Consider the following 17,020-nt stretch of genomic DNA (forward strand, 5'->3'; position numbering starts at 1 on the left):
CTCTTTGTTATATTTTACCTAATCGCTCAGAAGCGACTTTATCAATATAACATGTGTTGATTTTATCTGTCAACACTTTTTTTAAATCATCCGTCGTCTGTGAAAATGTTTTTAGTTCATATCGCAGCGACGGATATAAATATAACAAGGATTTAAATAAAGGTCAATAGCTTTTAAAGTTTTTTTACGATAATTTTTTTTTGAGTTTGTAATACCTGTGATAAATCCCCTGACCTTTTGTTTCTATGTTCACTACTTCTATGAAATGCTTATCAATCAAATACTCCAGAAGCATGCTTAAGTCAACTGCATAAAAATGAAGTTCATCATGGTTCATAATATCGTGGATGGACCATTCTTCTTTCTCGGCAAGCACGTCGGCAAGATGACTGATTCCTTGTTTCGTTCTCGAATGGATTAAGAATTCACTTGCAAGGAACAGCAGCTCCAGCCTTTTTTCAAGCGGCTCCTGGCTATTCACCAATTCTTCATACAGCTTCATGATTTCAGGCTCAATTTGCTTTACCTGATTCCAGACAGTTACTTCCGGATGGAATCCATTTTCGATAACAGCAAGCCTGGCCAGATGATGAAGGGAATGAACAACATGGTTATAGGCATCAAAATAATGGCGGTTTTCAAAGAAGGCCTTGCCATCCATATATCGTCTGATCAGCTTGGCAAACTCAAGACCCATTTTTAATTTTCGCCCATAGAACGGAAACTCTCTTAATTCCACCTTCAGGTTATGAATATATTCATTTCGGTCAAATAAAACTTTTCCATTATAGAGCCAGTCAAAGATTTTTCGGTTCGATCCCAGCAGGATCCATTCGCGAAGCTGCTTATCTGTCACGATATGAAGAGCCGCTTTTTTATCTTTATATGTGTAATGTTTAACAAATACAGGTTCATCTGCTTCCTCAACAAGGATCAGCAGTACAGCATCAAATGTATCAGTAGCAGGAATAGCCTTTTGCATTTTTTCGGTCATAATCACGCCTAGAGTGTTTGTCTGGCTTGCCCGTTCCTGGTATATAGGACGGAGAATATCTTCCATCATAATTCCTCCATTTTATTGATAGCCTATATCTTCGACAATTATAAATGAAATCCTTCCTAAAGGTGAGACATTTTTCGACACCATTCTATATTAATATTTATTTCAGTAAAAGGAGTGTGGTATAGTTAGGTTTTAGGAGGGAGCAGTATGGCTAAGTATTCAAATAAAATTAATAAGATTCGTACATTTGCCCTTAGTTTAATTTTTATCGGATTTATCGTTATGTATCTCGGAATATTCTTTAGGAATTCCGCTCTTCTCATGACAATATTTATGCTTCTGGGAATGCTCTGCATTCTTGCAAGCACCGGTGTTTATTTTTGGATCGGCATGCTTTCAACAAAAACCGTACAGGTGGTTTGCCCGAATTGCGGGAAACACACAAAGATGCTCGGCCGCGTTGATATGTGCATGTACTGCAACGAACCTTTGACGCTCGATCCAAATCTTGAGGGGGTTGAATTTAATGAAAAATACAACAAAAAAAATACGAAGCAGAGCTGATTTTATCTCCTGCTTCCATATTCCAGTTCTGCAATGACCGGCTCCCAGCAGCCGGTTTTATATTTGAACAAAAAATAAAAAGCTGACAGCACAGCGCCGCAGCTTTAAAATTTATTAGTGAGCTTCTTTACTTGCACATTCCGGACATGTTCCGTAAATCTCCATTCTATGATGGCTGATTTTAAAACCTGTAACATGCGAAGCAAGGTGTTCTACCTCATCAAGGCCAGGATAGTGGAAGTCTACAATTTTACCGCAGCTTTCACAAATGACATGATAATGATGAGTGGTTACAAAATCGAAGCGGCTCGATGCATCACCATATGTCAGTTCCTTTACCAGCCCAACCTCACGGAATACTCGTAAATTATTGTAAACTGTGGCCACACTCATATTGGGGAATTTCCCCTCTAATGCTTTGTAAATATCGTCAGCAGTCGGGTGTGACATGGAGTTTATTAAATATTCAAGTATCGCATGACGCTGCGGAGTGATACGTACTCCAGTGTCTTTTAAAGTATCCAGCGCCTCTTTTAGTTCCATATGCGCCACCGCCATGCACCTCTTTTCCAACAAATATTCTTACTTTATAATCTTTATAAATAGTGTACTAATTTTTTACCACATTTGTCAATATTACAAACACCTTAATAGAGGGAATCAGCTCTTATCATCGTGCAATGATTGCTCACCGGTGCCTAAATGGTGATTCACAAATCGCACAGCAACGAACAGCAGATCCGAAAGCCGGTTCAAATAGACTAAAACGAGCGGATTCACTTCTTCACCGAGTGACACTGCACACCGTTCCGCTCTTCTGACAACGGTTCTCGCTACATGGAATGCCGCTCCCGAAGGATGGCCGCCGGGCAAAATAAAGTTATTAAGTGATATAAGATCAGCTTCCCACTCATCAATTTGCTTTTCCATGAAGGTAATATCCTCTTCCTTGATCGGCCATTTGACTTCTTTTCCTGCGGGGGTTGCCAGTTCTGCTCCTGCATGAAACAAGTCTGTCTGCACCTTATGAAAAACCTGTTCTGCTTTTTCCTTACCGCTGAAATACTCGCTTCTCAAATGGCTTAAAGCCATTCCAATCATAGAATTCGCCTCATCACACGAACCATATGCCTCTACGCGGATGTCATTCTTACTGACTCTCTGCCCATATATTAGCGATGTTGTCCCCTTATCCCCCGTTTTGGTATAGATTCTCATTTCAATACCCTCTTTCAAGATCGATCACATTCATATAATCTTTGTTATTTTTTATATATGTATGAAGGTTATGCTTAAAAATTTCAAAAGATCTCGGTAAATAGTTTTTAGTTCTGCTTGACAGGTGAGGTGTGACCGTCACATTCTCCATGCTCCAGAAAGGATGCCCTTCAGGCAGAGGTTCATTTTCAAAAACAGCAATGCTTTTTGTTTAACATGCCCTAACATAATTCCAAGCGCAAATTCAGCCATAGGGATTTTTTGGATTCCTCTTGCATTTGTAATTAAGATGCCTTTCTCCTTGCAGGTTATCAACGGAATTTCATCCATTCCCGCTGACATCACCATAATCCACTTTAGTTTCGTTGTTTTATTAATATGTTCTTCTGTCAGATCTTCTCCATAAGTCATAAATACTTCAGCATTATAAAAGGATTCCCCTGCAGCTTCTATTCCATCGAAAAACCGGAAATCTCCCTCAGGGAAATCCCGAATTACTTCCTGGCGCAGCTTTTCGGGAGGCAAAATGGAAGACACAATTTTCATAAACTCCACTCCAACATAGTTTTTACCATTCATCATACCACCCATCGCTGAATGGTAAAAACTATAAAAAAAACGAACCTGTTCAGGTCCGTTTCGAAAAAGTATCTGAGGAGGTATGCCCTAATAAAATGATATGCAAAACTTGTTCTTCGGAATGGACAAAAGCCTTGTTCCGATAAAAAATAGGCAACCCATTTAAGGCCGGGTCAAATTCTCCTTAATATACTCCAGCGCCTCCTCGACATGACCCTTGACCTTTACCTTGCGCCATTCCTTCGCGATCTTGCCTTCCTGGTCAATTATAAAGGTTGAACGCTCAATTCCCATATATTCTTTCCCGAAGTTCTTTTTCAATTTCCACACACCATAGGCCTCTGCCGCTTTATGGTCTTCATCTGCAAGTAGCAGGAAAGGCAGTCCATGCTTTTCAATAAACTTCTCATGTCTGCTGAGAGGATCAGGGCTTACTCCTAAAACGACTGCATTCACATCTGCAAAATTCTGATGCTGGTCCCTGAAATCACATGCCTGAGTCGTGCAGCCAGGTGTCATGTCTTTCGGGTAAAAATACAGAACAACATTCTTCCCGCGGTAATCTGATAATTTTACCTTTTCACCATTGCTGGCCTCGAGCTCAAAATCCGGAGCCGGTTTACCGATTTCAATTGCCATTTTCATTCCTCCTGTTGAATAGGTTTATTACTCTAAGCCTATCCAACTTTGCGGTCAAAAACAACTGATACACTATAAAGCACGGTCACCTGCATCAAATACTACCCTGGCTACAAATGCGGCCGGGATCACATAGCCGATTAACGCTTCCAGTACGGCAATAAGCCTGCCTATTCCAACAGGACTGATATCTCCATACCCAACAGAAAAAAGGGTTACCGCACTAAAATAAAAACCCGTCTCCAGCCTCTCGAGGAAACCGGTCTCCATATATTCAGTGCCGTCCATCAAAACCACCAGCCCGTGTAAATCAAGCCAAATATATATCAGGCCAAACCCAATCAGAATCGTTGCATATAAACTTATGAGATAAAGGAAATTCTCCACGGAAACCCATCTTCCCTTTATCTTGGCGGATGAAAAAAGAGTCAGCAGACTCATGATCATGCACAGCACGATTAAAATCAGCGATAAATAAAAAGCCATACTGCACCTCATTTCGAAATGCCTTCCAATTCATTTATACGCTCATGGCCTTTCCCATATGACAGCCTGTCTCGGAAACTCTTTCTGCATTGGGACGGGTTCGCCCAATAAAAAAAACCGGGATTTTATCCCAGTTCTAATTGCCCGCTCCCCGATATCGCTTAACACCTGAATTCCAGGTCAGGATCGAAATGCCGAAAAATACTATTCCGATTACAGGTGTTAAAAAGGAGTACAAAAACCATTCTTCTTTTCCCAGAAAGTAGGAAGCCGGATATATACCCACAAAGGCAAACGGAAGAATCCAGGTGAGGACAAAGCGTATGACACTATCGTAAATATCAACCGGATACCTTCCATAATTACCGATGTTATACATCATCGGCATGATTGATGTTCTGGCATCAGCCCAAAAGCTGATGCAGGCAATCATGACAAAGATGCCTCCGTATACAAGCATTCCACCTGTCACAAATAAGAAAAACAAGAACGGGTCTGTCCAGGAAATCCCTAAACCAAGGTTATTTCCGGCGTAGATCATAACAGCAATGCCTGTTACCGCCCCAAACAAAGATTCAAGCTCCATCCGCTCCAATACGATTTGAAACAAACTATGGATCGGTCTGGTTAATATTCTGTCGAGTTCACCTTTTACTATATATCTCTCATTAAAATCCCAAATATTAAAGAAAGATGAAAACAGCGCATAAGGCACAAGGAAAAAACCGTAAATAAAGATGATTTCATCCCTCGTCCAGCCGCCAAGCAGATTTGTATGGCCAAAGACGACTAAGATAAAGATTAAATTGACTGCCTGAAATAGAAGATCTGAAAAGACCTCTACAAGTAAATCTGCACGGTACTGCATTCTTGTTTTCATATATTGGGCGACATATTGAAAGAAAATGGCTATATAAAACATGCGTCACCCTCCTTGAATAATGAGCTGTTTTTTCGCTATGACCCACAGAACCTGAATGGGTATGATCAGAAGCAGAACCCAGATTCCCTGCATAATAATCGCCTGGATGGCTTCGTTGTCTGAAAAGCTTTTAGTAAAAATCATGCTCGGCACATAGCTGATACCCTGAAAGGGCAGAAATTTTAATACATCCTGTGCCCATACCGGAAAAAAGCTGATAGGAATCAGAAGGCCGGAAAAGAGATCAATCACAACTCTTTTCGCCCGGATAAGCCCAGTGTTATTAAATAGGAAGAAAGTGGTAATACCTGTCAGCAAATTAATTTGCGTATTAATAAAAAAACTTAATACAATCGATATCGCAAAGAAAATCCAGGTCGTCCAATCCGCAGAAAATTGGAGCGGGAAAATAAACGAGACGATAAACATACCCGGAACGGAGAAAAAGAAGAGACGGAATATTCCTTCCCCCAATCCCTGCATGGTTTTCATGCCCAAATAATTATATGGGCGGATCAGCTCCACCGCTACTTTTCCTTCTTTAATTTCAGCAGCCATTTCCCGGTCTATATTATTAAAGTAAAATGCCCTTGCCATCCAGGCTACAGCCACATATGTCGACATCTGAATCACAGACATACCCTCAATTGCATCTTTTTCTCCATAAATGGCGCTCCACAAAAAATAGTAAGCACCAATATTAATGCTGTAGATCAGAATACCTGTATAATAATTTGTTCTATAGGCAAGCATCATCAAAAAGCGGATCCGAATCATTTCGATATACTTATCCACAGGAACACCCCCGGGTAAAAATAAATTCTTTCATTAAGATATCCCCCGGTCATAAATATTTCTTATGATTTCCTCTGTTGAAGTTTCTTTAATATTGATGTCTTTCACTTTCAAATCCGCAACCACTTTGGCAATCAGCAGGGAAATCAGTTCATCATTATCCTCTGCAAAGGCTGTAAAGATCGCTTCTTTCTCATCCTTTTCCCATTTCACTTCCGATGAAGCCGTTATTCGGTTTAAGTCGTTCAGGGTCACTTCTTCAAGGAACTTGAATTCTATTTCCTTCCCTTCTCCCCATTTTTCCTTCAGGCTTTTTAATGCTCCATCATAAATGATTTTTCCCTCATCCAGCATCACTACGCGTTCGCACAACGCCTCGATATCCGACAGATCATGAGTAGTCAGCAGAATGGTTGTATTATATTTTTCATTTATTTCTTTTAAGAACTCCCTGATTTTCAATTTAACAAGCACATCAAGCCCGATAGTAGGCTCATCCAGGAACAAGAGCGGCGGATTGTGGATGAGTGCCGCTGCCAGTTCACACCTCATTCTCTGCCCGAGTGAGAGCTTCCGGACCGGCTTATCGAGCAGAGGTTCAATATCCAGGGTTCTGATAACATGTGCCATATGACTGTCGTATTGCTCATCAGATACTTTGTACACCTTCTTGAGGAGCCTGAAGGATTCCTGAACAGCAATATCCCACCAAAGCTGAGATCTCTGGCCGAAGACAACTCCAATCGTGCTGACGAATTTTTCACGGTCTTTATGAGGGTTCATTCCATTCACGATCACTTCACCGCTTGTTGGGGTCAGGATCCCCGTCAGCATTTTTATGGTAGTTGACTTCCCGGCTCCATTTTCACCAATATACCCAACCATCTCCCCCTGCTTTACTTGAAAACTGATATTGTTAACTGCCGGTACAATTTTATAATTCCTTGTAAGCAAGTCGCGGAAAGCACCCTTTAATCCGGAGCGGCTGGAATAAGCTTTAAACTCCTTTTTTAAGTTCCGGACTGTTATTGCATCTTTCATCTTTACTCCTCCTGCCAATTAATGCCCTAATGAAATAGTTTAGACAAACAGCGCCTTCTTCACAACTAGATTGCTTCAATTCATATTATTAAAATACAGAATAATCCGCCTTCACTTAGATTGGACGAAGCCCCTTCCAAACATGTTAAAATAATTACGGACGTATAAATGGATTTTATCAGGAGGATTAACATGCAATTTACTAATTCTGAACGGCTGCATAAACAAGCTTTAGAACATATTGTCGGAGGGGTAAACAGTCCTTCCCGCTCCTATAAAGCAGTTGGCGGCGGCTCGCCGGTTGCAATGGAACGGGCACAGGGCGCTTATTTCTGGGATGTGGACGGCAATCAATATATTGATTATCTGGCTGCATACGGTCCCATCATTACCGGGCATGCCCATCCGCATATTACAGAAGCAATAAAAACAGCTGCTGAGCGCGGAGTATTATATGGAACTCCGACACCTCATGAAGTGAAATTCGCCGAGATGCTTAAGGAAGCAATGCCTAATTTGGACAAAGTCCGTTTTGTCAACTCGGGAACTGAAGCCGTTATGACAACGATCCGTGTTGCAAGGGCCTATACAGGCAGGGACAAAATCATTAAGTTTGCCGGCTGCTATCACGGCCATTCCGATCTTGTCCTGGTTGCTGCAGGCTCAGGTCCTTCAACACTCGGAACGCCTGACTCTGCCGGAGTTCCAAAGAGCATTGCCCAGGAAGTGATCACGGTTCCTTTCAATGAAATCGAACCGTATAAGGAAGCACTGGAAAAATGGGGCGACCAGATTGCTGCTGTGCTGGTGGAACCGATTGTCGGCAACTTTGGAATTGTTGAACCAAAACCAGGGTTCCTGGAACAGGTTAACGAATTAACACATGCAGCCGGTGCGCTTGTCATTTATGATGAAGTCATCACAGCTTTCCGTTTTATGTATGGCGGCGCTCAGGATCTGCTTGGTGTAAAACCGGACTTGACAGCCATGGGGAAAATCATTGGAGGAGGCCTTCCAATCGGTGCTTATGGCGGAAAGAAAGAAATTATGGAAACAGTAGCTCCTTTAGGTCCTGCCTATCAAGCTGGTACAATGGCTGGAAATCCAGCGTCGATTTTGTCAGGAATTGCATGTCTCGAAGTTTTGAAGCAGCCGGGTGTCTATGAATATCTGGACAGACTGGGAGAAATGCTTGAAAAAGGGATTAGCGAGGCTGCTGAAGAACATAGCATCCCAATTACCATTAATCGATTAAAAGGCGCCCTGACAATCTACTTTACGGAAGAAAAAGTGGTGAATTATGAGCAGGCGGAAAATACAGATGGAGAAATGTTTGCAAAGTTCTTCAAGCTGATGCTCAATCAAGGAATAAACCTGGCTCCATCAAAATATGAAGCCTGGTTTATCACCATCGCGCATACGGAAGAAGATATACACGCCACCATTCATGCGGTGCAAAACGCATTTCAGCAATTAAAAAGCGAATAAATATTCACTATTTTATACATCAGCGGGAGCAGGAATGCTTCCGTTTTCTTTATTTACATTAATGAAAACGTTTACAATTATGGAGTTTTTTTATACAAAACCCTTTATCCTCCCTCAAACCATATCCAACTTTTTGTATAATTAATTGATTTCTGAAAATTCATATGATATGATGGGAGAAATCTTTTGTGTAAGAGCGGATTTTGCTGACATAAAGAACATTATGTCCTGCAGCATATCCCGAATTATCCAACTATTCATTCAATAAATGCTCTATGCATTTACCTTTCAAACCAAAAATAACTTTGCACCACCCTCATTTAAAACCCGTAAACAAAAAAAATTTATAGATTACTATTTTTCAGGAGGTGAACGGCTTTAAGGCACAGCCTTATTTTCAGCCGAATTTTATGACATTACAGCAATGGAGTCCTTCACTTTTTAAAGAGTTTCACCGCCAGGAGCACGATGCTTGCGGCATCGTTTCTGCAATGGAGAAAAAGAAAATCCCAACCCGCGAAAATATTTTTAGCTGTATCAATGCACTTGTTACGATGAATCACCGTGCCGGTTTTATTAATGGAGAAGGCGACGGTGTAGGGATCCATATTGATATCCCCAGAGAGCTATGGAAAGAGAAGTTAAAGGAAGCGGGAGCCGATTCTAAAGCAGCGGAAAAAGAAGGATTTGTGGTTGGACATGTATTTATGTCCAGAAAGCAGGATACTGAATCACTGAAAGCTATCTTGCTGCAAAAACTCACTGACGCAAATCTGACGGTTATTTATGCATCTGACAAAGTAACTGAATCATCAGCTTTAGGACCGATTGCCATACAGGAAAATCCAGTATTCTGGCAGTTTGCCTGTTTAGCAGAATCGAATGGTGCAGAGCTTTCCAAAAAGCTGTTTGAATTAATCGTTGATTTTGAAGAAGACGAGCATGTCCATGTCGCCTCCCTTAGCCAGCATCATGCTGTTTACAAAGTTATGGGAGCCGGAGATATTCTTCCGAAATATTATCATGACCTGGCAAGCCCTCTTGTTGCTTCAACTATGACGCTTGGGCATAATCGCTATTCAACTAACACATTATCAAGCTTTTTTCGCGTGCAGCCTTTTAGCGTGCTGGGACACAATGGGGAAATCAACACCATTGCCAAGCTTAGGGATGAAGCCAAAATGGTCGGCGTTCCGCTAGTAAAAGACGGCAGTGACTCACAGGATCTGAGCAGAACGCTCGAAACATTTATTTGCCGTGACGGCTATACTCTCTTTGAAGCAATGGACGTCATGTTCCCTCCTATCGTGAATGAAATCAAGTCATACCCTGATCATCTTCAGGATATGTACACCTATATTCGTGAAGCATGGGGACATTTTGCCCAGGGGCCAGCAGGAATTATTTCCCGATTTGCCGATGAGGCAGTGTTCAGTGTCGATGCATTGGGCCTTCGCCCGCTGTGGATGCTTGAAACCGAAAGCTCCTACCTGTTCTCATCAGAACCCGGAATCATCCCATCCAGCGAATATGTTAATGAGCCTAAACCGCTATCACCAGGTGAAAAGGTGGGGCTGAAATGGGACGGTGATACACTGGCTGTTTACGAGCACAGCCATTATCAGGCTGAAGTTTTTAACAGATTTTCAAAGAGAGTAAACGCTGAAAACTTCAGGATTCGCCTGCAGTCACCAAAATTGGAAAAAACCATTTCTGTGAATTACCCGGATAAGGTTCATAACGGGCAGTATAAAGCGTTTGGCTGGGAGAGAGACCATGTCCAGCTTGTCGAGCAAATGGCAGAAAAAGGAGCGGAGCCAATTCGTTCTCTTGGACACGATTCACCTTTAGCAGCACTCAATCCTCAGCGGAAAAACATCGCAGATTTTATTAAGGAAAGTGTTGCTGTCGTTACAAACCCTGCCATTGACCGTGACCGGGAAACTGAGCATTTCTCAACCCGCACAATTATTGGCCAGCGTCCTTCTTTATTTGAAAAACAGGAGCAAGGAGCCGTAATTGAATTGCAGACTCCTATTTTAATAGAAGGCAAAGCAGGCTTTGAATGTTCCGATGAATTAAATCAGCCGAGCTACGACCAGGTAACCGCCTTCTATCAGGAACAAAAGCTGATATCTTATTTATCTTCCACATTTACGAAAGATGAAACGGTAAAAGAAGCTTTAGACCGTTTATCAGCAGAAGCAGTTGATGCTGTCAAAAATGGCAAAACCCTGCTTGTACTGGACGACGCCAATGCTCATCAGGAGAATGCTTACTGGATTGATCCGCACCTGGCAGTCTCTGCAATCGATCAGGCTCTTGTCAAAGAAGCAATGCGCCGTGAGTGTTCCCTATTGCTGCGCTCGGCTTCAATCAGATCGCTTCATGATATTATCACAGCATTCGGTTTAGGTGCCGATATTATCAGTCCTTACTATATGTTTATGACCGTTCTGGGCGAATCTGAAACACCGCTGAAGAATTTATACTCAGCACTGACCAAAGGCCTTGAAAAAGTTATTTCAACAATCGGCATTCATGAATTAAGAGGCTATGGACGATTATTCTCTGCTATCGGTCTTCATGAAGAATTAGCAGAATACCTGAATATCGTAAATTTCTTCGGATCTAAAGACCTGTCATTCAGCTTTAGCACTTTAAAGGAAGACGCGTTTGCCAGAGCTGAAGATTACCATAATGAAAAAGAGCGGATCGGAAAAACGTTCAGCCTTTTCCCGCGTATCTGGAAAGCGATTGGCGAAGTGGCATCGACTGGTGACTATAGTGCTTACAAGGAAAAAATCACTGAACAGGAAGACCAGAACCCGACAACAATCCGCCATTTAACCGGATTTAAGGAAACGGCTTCTCATCTAAAGCCAGAAGATATCAGCCTGCATGTGGGCGAGCATGATCTGCCATTTGTTATCTCCTCCATGTCCTTTGGTTCTCAGAATGAAACTGCCTTTAGAGCCTATGCAGAGGGTGCTGACAGGCTGAACATGGTGAGCCTGAATGGAGAAGGCGGAGAAATCAAGGATATGCTTGGAAAATATCCGAGAACCCGCGGACAGCAGGTAGCATCAGGACGCTTTGGTGTTAATGCCGAGCTCCTGAATTCATCCAACCTGCTGGAAATAAAAATTGGGCAGGGTGCAAAGCCTGGTGAAGGCGGTCACCTTCCGGGATCCAAGGTTACGGCAAAAATTGCAGAGGCGCGTAATGCTACAATTGGTTCGGATTTGATTTCGCCTTCCAACAATCATGACATCTACTCGATTGAAGATTTGGCACAGATGATTCACGAACTTAAGACAGCCAATGACAAAGCCAAAGTTGCTGTTAAGGTGCCTGTTGTACCGAATATCGGAACCATTGCAGTCGGGATTGCAAAGGCTGGTGCTGATATAATCACACTGAGCGGCTTTGACGGAGGTACAGGGGCAGCGAGAATTCACGCCCTGCAGCACGTAGGCCTTCCAGTTGAAATTGGTGTAAAGGCAGCTCACAACGCCCTGCTCGAAGCAGGCATCCGCGATAATGTGGAGCTTTGGGCTGATGGCGGCATCAAGAGTGCTGCAGACGTATTGAAAGTTATGCTTCTGGGTGCTAACCGTGTAGGCTTTGGTACACTCTCCATGCTTGCTATCGGCTGTACGACATGCCGCGGCTGTCATCTTGATACTTGCCATGTTGGGATTGCAACACAAATAGATTCAGAGGCACAGGCGAAGGAACATGGTTTAAGAAGATTTGTTCCGCGCCAATTCGATCTTGCTGTCAAAGGCATCATGAACCTGTTTACTGCTTTTGGCGACGAACTGAAAGCATTGGCAGCTTCTATTGGCATAAAAAATCTGCAGGATGCAGTAGGCCGTTCTGATCTGCTTGTACAGATTAAGGGACAGGATCAGCTTGACCTGACTCACCTGCTGAAAACGCTTGAAATCGGCCAATTCTCAGCCCAGGAAGCACCTGAAGCCGTGCAGGAAGCCCAGCTGCAGGTAGCTGTTGGAGCAGAGTATCTCGATGCAAGTGTAGAAGAGCTGGATCAGTCACGTGAATTCCATAGTGTCACTTCCGAGCAGCGGGTACTGGGAAGCCGGGTTTCCTGCCACCGTGTAAGAAACAGACTCGACGGTTCTTATAAAACTCTTCCGGAAGTAGATTTGAAATACAAAGGCGGATCCATCCCGGGCAATGGCCTTGGAGCTTATAACAGCTTCGGCATCAACATCGAAGTTGCCGGAGGCGCTCAGGATGGCATCGGAAAAACTTCGTTCGGCGGACAAATTAAAATCTTTAAAGCAAAAGGCAAGAATGGCAAGTTTTATAATGGCTCTGTCGGTAAAGGCTTTGGTTATGGAGCTCAGCAAGGCTTGCTTGTAGCTCAAGGAAATGCAGACGCCCGTGCCGGAATCAGATTATCCGGAGCGGATATGATTATCGGCGGCCAGCTGCAAAAGCCGCTGCCTGAAAAGGAATACGGCAATATTGGTTCCAATGCCAATATTAAAGGGTTTGCCTTTGAATATATGACGAATGGCCGAGGTCTGGTCCTTGGCGATGCCGGTCCATGGATCTGCGCAGGAATGACAGGCGGTGTTGTTTACTTAAGACACCAGCCTGAAATGGGTTTAACAAAAGAAGCCATCCAGCGCAGAATTGCCAAGGGAGCTAAAGTCTCCGTCACTTCTCTTTCCGATAAAGGAAAGGAAGATGTAAAAGAACTGCTTGGCCAATACGTTGCACTGCTTAAAGATCAAGGCCAGACAGAAGAAGCTTCAGAGCTGGCTTCCCTTCTTAATCATCCGGAAGACCACTTCGTTCAAGTCATTCCGGTCAAAGAGCAGGCAGATCCTTCCGTTTCCACAGAGTGATCATCTGCACCAAGCAAGCCCCATCCGTTTCTACGGATGGGGCTTTTTGTATTCTATAAGGCACCATTAACTTTTTTACTAACTTTTAATAATAATTTCATCAAAATGCCCCTTGAACTTCTTTCCATATCCCTGTATAGTACAATATTGTTTAACAATGAGCAAAATCGTTTAAAGTATGTATAATTACTGCTTTTACGGTTTAATCCAGCCTGCTTTCTAATGAACCAAACTTTAATGAAAGAAAGGACATATATTGTATGAAACTTGGCGCCCGCATTCTAAAGACGGGAATCGCAATCATTCTAGCTCTATTATTATCAGAACTCTTTCATCTGCCTGCTCCTATCTTTGCAGGAATTGCCGCTATTTTTGCCGTTCAGCCGACCATATACAGATCTTATCTTTCTATTGTGGAACAGATCCAGGGTAACGCAATCGGCGCATTAATTGCCGTGATTTTTGTGCTTTTATTCGGCAACCATGTCTTCATCATAGGTCTGGCAGCTATTATGGTTATCACGATTAATCTAAAGCTTAAAATTGAAAACACAATTGGCCTGTCACTTGTAACCCTGATTGTCATTATGGAGACACCGGGCGATACCTTTCTGCAATTTGCTCTAATTCGATTCTCAACCATTATGCTCGGGGTAATGTCAGCTTTTATCGTTAACCTTGTATTTCTGCCTCCAAAATACGAAAACAAGCTTTACTTTAAAATATCCAATAACACAGAGGAAATTACCAAATGGATCAGGCTTACCATTCGTCATGCATCTGAACACAGACTGCTGAAAAACGATATTGATAAAATGAAAGACAGCAATGTTAAGCTTGAACAGCTGTACTTAATGTATAAAGAGGAAAGAAATTATTTTAAACGAAATGATCTGGTTAAATCCAGGAAACTCGTTATATACCGGCAAATGATTTCCACTGTTAAACGCTCGCTGGAAACATTAAAAAAGCTTCATCGCTTTGAAAATGATCTGCAGCAAATGCCTGAAGAATTCCAGCATGCTGTGCAGCAGCAGCTTGATATTCTTATACATTATCATGAACACGTCATGCTTAAATTTATTGGGAAAGTTCGTCCGAATGTAGTGTTTGAGGAAGGTGACTTCAGCCTGAGCAGAAAGGAACTGGTGAACCTTTTCCTGGCTCAGCAAAAAGAACATGAACATGATGAAGAATCCATTCTCCCGCATATCATGCAGGTGGTATCATCTATTGTTGATTACGATGAACATGTGGAACACCTTGATAAACTTATATCCAGTTTTCAGGCATATCATAAAGAGGAAAATGAGGTTTCCATACCTGAGAACGCCGAATAGACTGGAGGATATCAACTAACATTCATAGGAAAAAGCAGCTGAAATCAGCTGCTTTTTTTGTTAGTTCTTCATTCTTGGATCAAGTGCATCCCTTAATCCGTCACCCATTAAGTTAAAACCTAGAACCGTAAGCATAATCGCAAGCCCGGGGAAGATCATCGTCCATGGGGCCTGTATTAGATATGCCTTAGCATCAGAGAGCATTTTTCCCCATTCAGGATTTGGCGCCTCTGCACCGAGGCCAAGGAATCCCAGGGCAGCACATTCAATAATGGCAGTTGCAATCGCAAGTGTTCCCTGCACAATTATCGGCGCCATACTATTTGGCAGTACATGCCTGAAGAGAATACGGCTGTTGCTCATCCCAATCGCTTTTGCAGCCATAATATATTCCTCCTGTTTGACACTCAGCACCCTTGAACGGATCAGTCTGCCAAAGTTGGGAATATTGATAACCGCAATGGCAATCAGGGCATTTCTCAATGATGGGCCAAGAACGGCCACAATCGCAATGGCCAGCAATATGCTTGGGAAAGCAAGCATGATATCAAAAATGCGGGAGATGATAGTATCAACCCATTTGCCATAATATCCTGCTACTACACCTAAAAGGCATCCAACTACAATAGATCCTATTACGGCCAGAAAACCTACCCATAATGAGATTCTTGCCCCGTAAACAACCCTTGAAAAGATATCCCGGCCGAAGTCATCTGTTCCAAACCAATGCTCGCCTGATGGCGCCTGAAGCCTTTTTGACAGCACCTGTTCATTAATTCCCTGCGGCGCAATAAGCGGTGCAAATACAGCAAGCAGAACAAAAAATAATACAATAATGGTGCCAATTAAAGCCAGTTTATTTTTTCTAAAGCTCCTCCATGCTTCCACCCAGGGGGAAACCGCTTTTTCTTCAGCTGGCATAATAGGCGGCTGAAGGTCTTTTTGTGTTGAAAGTTCCAAGTCCGTTCCCCCTCCTTAATTATATTTAATCCGCGGATCAATTGCTGCGTACAGCAAGTCCACCACTAGATTAATCATAACAAAGATAAATGCAATGATAAGTATGCCTGACTGGATAACAGGATAGTCCCGATAGTTGATAGCCTCATAAATATATCGTCCAATTCCCGGCCAGCTGAAAATTGTTTCAGTTAAAATGGCGCCTCCAAGCAATAATCCCATTTGAAGACCGATAATCGTAAGAACTGGAATGATGGCATTCTTTAATGAGTGCTTATACACGACCCAGAACATTCTTAAGCCTTTTGCCCTCGCCGTCCTGACAAAATCAGATCTCATTACTTCAAGCATCGTAGAACGGGTAATTCTCGCAATGATCGCCATTGGAATTGTTGCCAGGGCAAATGCCGGCAGAATCAAGTGTCTGATGACATCCCAGAATTGATCCATCCTTCCCTGCAGGAGAGTATCAATCATATATATGTTCGTAATGGCCTCAATCGGATTTCTTACTTCTTCCCTTCCCGATGTAGGAAGCCAGTCCAGCTTAATGGCAAATGCCCACTGCTCCATTAAGCCGAGCCAGAAGATTGGCATGGAAACGCCAATAAGCGCCAGCACCATTGCCACATAATCAAACCATGAATTCTGATACCAGGCACTGATGATACCGGCATTCACACCGATAAAAACAGCAATTAACATGGCAACGAATGTAAGTTCAATTGTTGCAGCCAGATAAGGCCAGATTTCCTGGCTTATTTCCGTTTTAGTCCGGAGTGATTCTCCAAGATCCCCCGTAATAAGCCCGCCTAGATATGTAAAATATTGAAGGTACCAAGGCTGGTCCAGCCCCAGCTGCTTCGTTAATTCCTCTACCGCTTCTTTTGTCGCCAATTGTCCTAAAATAATCTGTGCAGGATTACCGGGTATTGCCCGGATCATAAAAAAGACGATAAGGGAAAGCCCCAACAGAACGGGAATAAGGGAAAACAGACGTTTAAGTGTGTAGGACAGCATTGCCATCTCACCTCTCTTGAAGGTTATTAAGAAAAGCGCAAGCGCCTTGGTCACCCCCGACAAGCACAAGACGAGCCTCTCA

16 protein-coding genes are annotated in these 17,020 nt (G+C 42.7%); 4 read left to right on the forward strand and 12 right to left on the reverse strand.

Annotated elements, in window-relative coordinates; genetic code table 11:
* Positions 1 to 184 precede the first annotated feature (184 nt).
* A complete protein-coding gene (locus BFI01S_RS17475) occupies positions 185 to 1,060 on the reverse strand; it encodes a nucleotidyltransferase-like protein (RefSeq protein ID WP_061793752.1) in 876 nt (291 codons plus the stop codon).
* A gap of 150 nt (positions 1,061 to 1,210) precedes the next feature.
* Here BFI01S_RS17475 and BFI01S_RS17480 point away from each other — a divergent pair, with 150 nt between their 5' ends.
* Complete coding sequence (locus tag BFI01S_RS17480) at positions 1,211 to 1,567, forward strand: YgzB family protein (RefSeq protein ID WP_061793753.1); 357 nt, start codon at positions 1,211 to 1,213, stop codon at positions 1,565 to 1,567.
* A 114-nt stretch (positions 1,568 to 1,681) separates the two neighbouring features.
* On the opposite strand, the gene perR is transcribed toward BFI01S_RS17480, so the two are convergent.
* The 9 genes from perR to BFI01S_RS17520 form a co-directional block, all read right to left on the reverse strand.
* Entirely contained in the window at positions 1,682 to 2,119 is a 438-nt protein-coding gene (perR, locus tag BFI01S_RS17485) for a peroxide-responsive transcriptional repressor PerR (protein ID WP_166672513.1), read from the reverse strand.
* A gap of 108 nt (positions 2,120 to 2,227) precedes the next feature.
* Positions 2,228 to 2,785: a cob(I)yrinic acid a,c-diamide adenosyltransferase gene (locus BFI01S_RS17490; RefSeq protein WP_061793754.1), complete on the reverse strand. Its 558-nt coding sequence runs from the start codon at positions 2,783 to 2,785 to the stop codon at positions 2,228 to 2,230.
* A gap of 1 nt (position 2,786) precedes the next feature.
* Positions 2,787 to 2,987, reverse strand: a complete 201-nt coding sequence (locus tag BFI01S_RS24620; protein WP_315363973.1) for an NAD(P)-dependent oxidoreductase — start codon at positions 2,985 to 2,987, stop codon at positions 2,787 to 2,789.
* The gene (locus BFI01S_RS17495; protein WP_501162078.1) at positions 2,924 to 3,376 is read right to left on the reverse strand and encodes a Rossmann-fold NAD(P)-binding domain-containing protein; all 453 of its coding nucleotides are present in this window, start codon (positions 3,374 to 3,376) and stop codon (positions 2,924 to 2,926) included. The genes BFI01S_RS24620 and BFI01S_RS17495 overlap by 64 nt, the downstream gene beginning before the upstream one ends.
* 150 nt (positions 3,377 to 3,526) lie before the next feature.
* Entirely contained in the window at positions 3,527 to 4,003 is a 477-nt protein-coding gene (gene bcp / locus BFI01S_RS17500) for a thioredoxin-dependent thiol peroxidase (protein WP_061793756.1), read from the reverse strand.
* A gap of 72 nt (positions 4,004 to 4,075) precedes the next feature.
* Entirely contained in the window at positions 4,076 to 4,489 is a 414-nt protein-coding gene (locus BFI01S_RS17505; RefSeq protein WP_061793757.1) for a potassium channel family protein, read from the reverse strand.
* A 136-nt stretch (positions 4,490 to 4,625) separates the two neighbouring features.
* Complete coding sequence (locus BFI01S_RS17510; RefSeq protein WP_061793758.1) at positions 4,626 to 5,411, reverse strand: ABC transporter permease; 786 nt, start codon at positions 5,409 to 5,411, stop codon at positions 4,626 to 4,628.
* Between the two features lie 3 nt (positions 5,412 to 5,414).
* Positions 5,415 to 6,206 carry an ABC transporter permease gene (locus tag BFI01S_RS17515; protein WP_061793759.1) on the reverse strand — a complete coding sequence of 264 codons (792 nt, stop codon included), beginning with the start codon at positions 6,204 to 6,206 and terminating at the stop codon, positions 5,415 to 5,417.
* Positions 6,207 to 6,239: 33 nt separating this feature from the next.
* The gene (locus BFI01S_RS17520; protein ID WP_061793760.1) at positions 6,240 to 7,247 is read right to left on the reverse strand and encodes an ABC transporter ATP-binding protein; all 1,008 of its coding nucleotides are present in this window, start codon (positions 7,245 to 7,247) and stop codon (positions 6,240 to 6,242) included.
* A gap of 192 nt (positions 7,248 to 7,439) precedes the next feature.
* On the opposite strand from BFI01S_RS17520, the gene BFI01S_RS17525 reads away from it, so the two are divergent.
* The 3 genes from BFI01S_RS17525 (at position 7,440) to BFI01S_RS17535 (ending at position 14,958) form a co-directional block, all read left to right on the forward strand.
* On the forward strand, positions 7,440 to 8,735 hold the full coding sequence (locus tag BFI01S_RS17525) for a glutamate-1-semialdehyde 2,1-aminomutase (protein ID WP_061793761.1): 1,296 nt from the start codon (positions 7,440 to 7,442) through the stop codon (positions 8,733 to 8,735).
* Between the two features lie 410 nt (positions 8,736 to 9,145).
* Positions 9,146 to 13,618 carry a glutamate synthase-related protein gene (locus BFI01S_RS17530; RefSeq protein WP_061793763.1) on the forward strand — a complete coding sequence of 1,491 codons (4,473 nt, stop codon included), beginning with the start codon at positions 9,146 to 9,148 and terminating at the stop codon, positions 13,616 to 13,618.
* Positions 13,619 to 13,878: 260 nt separating this feature from the next.
* On the forward strand, positions 13,879 to 14,958 hold the full coding sequence (locus BFI01S_RS17535) for an FUSC family protein (protein ID WP_061793762.1): 1,080 nt from the start codon (positions 13,879 to 13,881) through the stop codon (positions 14,956 to 14,958).
* 60 nt (positions 14,959 to 15,018) lie between these two features.
* Here BFI01S_RS17535 and nikC read toward each other — a convergent pair whose 3' ends face one another.
* Positions 15,019 to 15,879 carry a nickel transporter permease gene (nikC, locus tag BFI01S_RS17540; RefSeq protein ID WP_051488996.1) on the reverse strand — a complete coding sequence of 287 codons (861 nt, stop codon included), beginning with the start codon at positions 15,877 to 15,879 and terminating at the stop codon, positions 15,019 to 15,021.
* A 54-nt stretch (positions 15,880 to 15,933) separates the two neighbouring features.
* The gene (locus tag BFI01S_RS17545; RefSeq protein ID WP_035333117.1) at positions 15,934 to 16,938 is read right to left on the reverse strand and encodes an ABC transporter permease; all 1,005 of its coding nucleotides are present in this window, start codon (positions 16,936 to 16,938) and stop codon (positions 15,934 to 15,936) included.
* Between the last annotated feature and the right edge of the window lie 82 nt (positions 16,939 to 17,020).

Origin of the sequence: Cytobacillus firmus NBRC 15306 (assembly GCF_001591465.1) — a bacterium.
Taxonomy (GTDB): domain Bacteria; phylum Bacillota; class Bacilli; order Bacillales; family Cytobacillaceae; genus Cytobacillus; species Cytobacillus firmus.

Excerpts from the sequence above, each read along its gene's own strand:
- BFI01S_RS17480 (WP_061793753.1), top strand. The coding sequence starts at position 1,211 with ATGGCTAAGTATTCAAATAAAATTAATAAGATTCGTACATTTGCCCTT.
- BFI01S_RS17505 (WP_061793757.1), bottom strand. The coding sequence starts at position 4,489 with ATGGCTTTTTATTTATCGCTGATTTTAATCGTGCTGTGCATGATCATG.
- BFI01S_RS17490 (WP_061793754.1), bottom strand. The coding sequence starts at position 2,785 with ATGAGAATCTATACCAAAACGGGGGATAAGGGGACAACATCGCTAATA.
- BFI01S_RS17535 (WP_061793762.1), top strand. The coding sequence starts at position 13,879 with ATGAAACTTGGCGCCCGCATTCTAAAGACGGGAATCGCAATCATTCTA.
- BFI01S_RS17475 (WP_061793752.1), bottom strand. The coding sequence starts at position 1,060 with ATGGAAGATATTCTCCGTCCTATATACCAGGAACGGGCAAGCCAGACA.
- BFI01S_RS17545 (WP_035333117.1), bottom strand. The coding sequence starts at position 16,938 with ATGCTGTCCTACACACTTAAACGTCTGTTTTCCCTTATTCCCGTTCTG.
- BFI01S_RS17525 (WP_061793761.1), top strand. The coding sequence starts at position 7,440 with ATGCAATTTACTAATTCTGAACGGCTGCATAAACAAGCTTTAGAACAT.
- BFI01S_RS17510 (WP_061793758.1), bottom strand. The coding sequence starts at position 5,411 with ATGTTTTATATAGCCATTTTCTTTCAATATGTCGCCCAATATATGAAA.
- BFI01S_RS17530 (WP_061793763.1), top strand. The coding sequence starts at position 9,146 with ATGACATTACAGCAATGGAGTCCTTCACTTTTTAAAGAGTTTCACCGC.
- BFI01S_RS17495 (WP_501162078.1), bottom strand. The coding sequence starts at position 3,376 with ATGGGTGGTATGATGAATGGTAAAAACTATGTTGGAGTGGAGTTTATG.
- nikC (WP_051488996.1), bottom strand. The coding sequence starts at position 15,879 with ATGCCAGCTGAAGAAAAAGCGGTTTCCCCCTGGGTGGAAGCATGGAGG.
- bcp (WP_061793756.1), bottom strand. The coding sequence starts at position 4,003 with ATGGCAATTGAAATCGGTAAACCGGCTCCGGATTTTGAGCTCGAGGCC.
- BFI01S_RS17520 (WP_061793760.1), bottom strand. The coding sequence starts at position 7,247 with ATGAAAGATGCAATAACAGTCCGGAACTTAAAAAAGGAGTTTAAAGCT.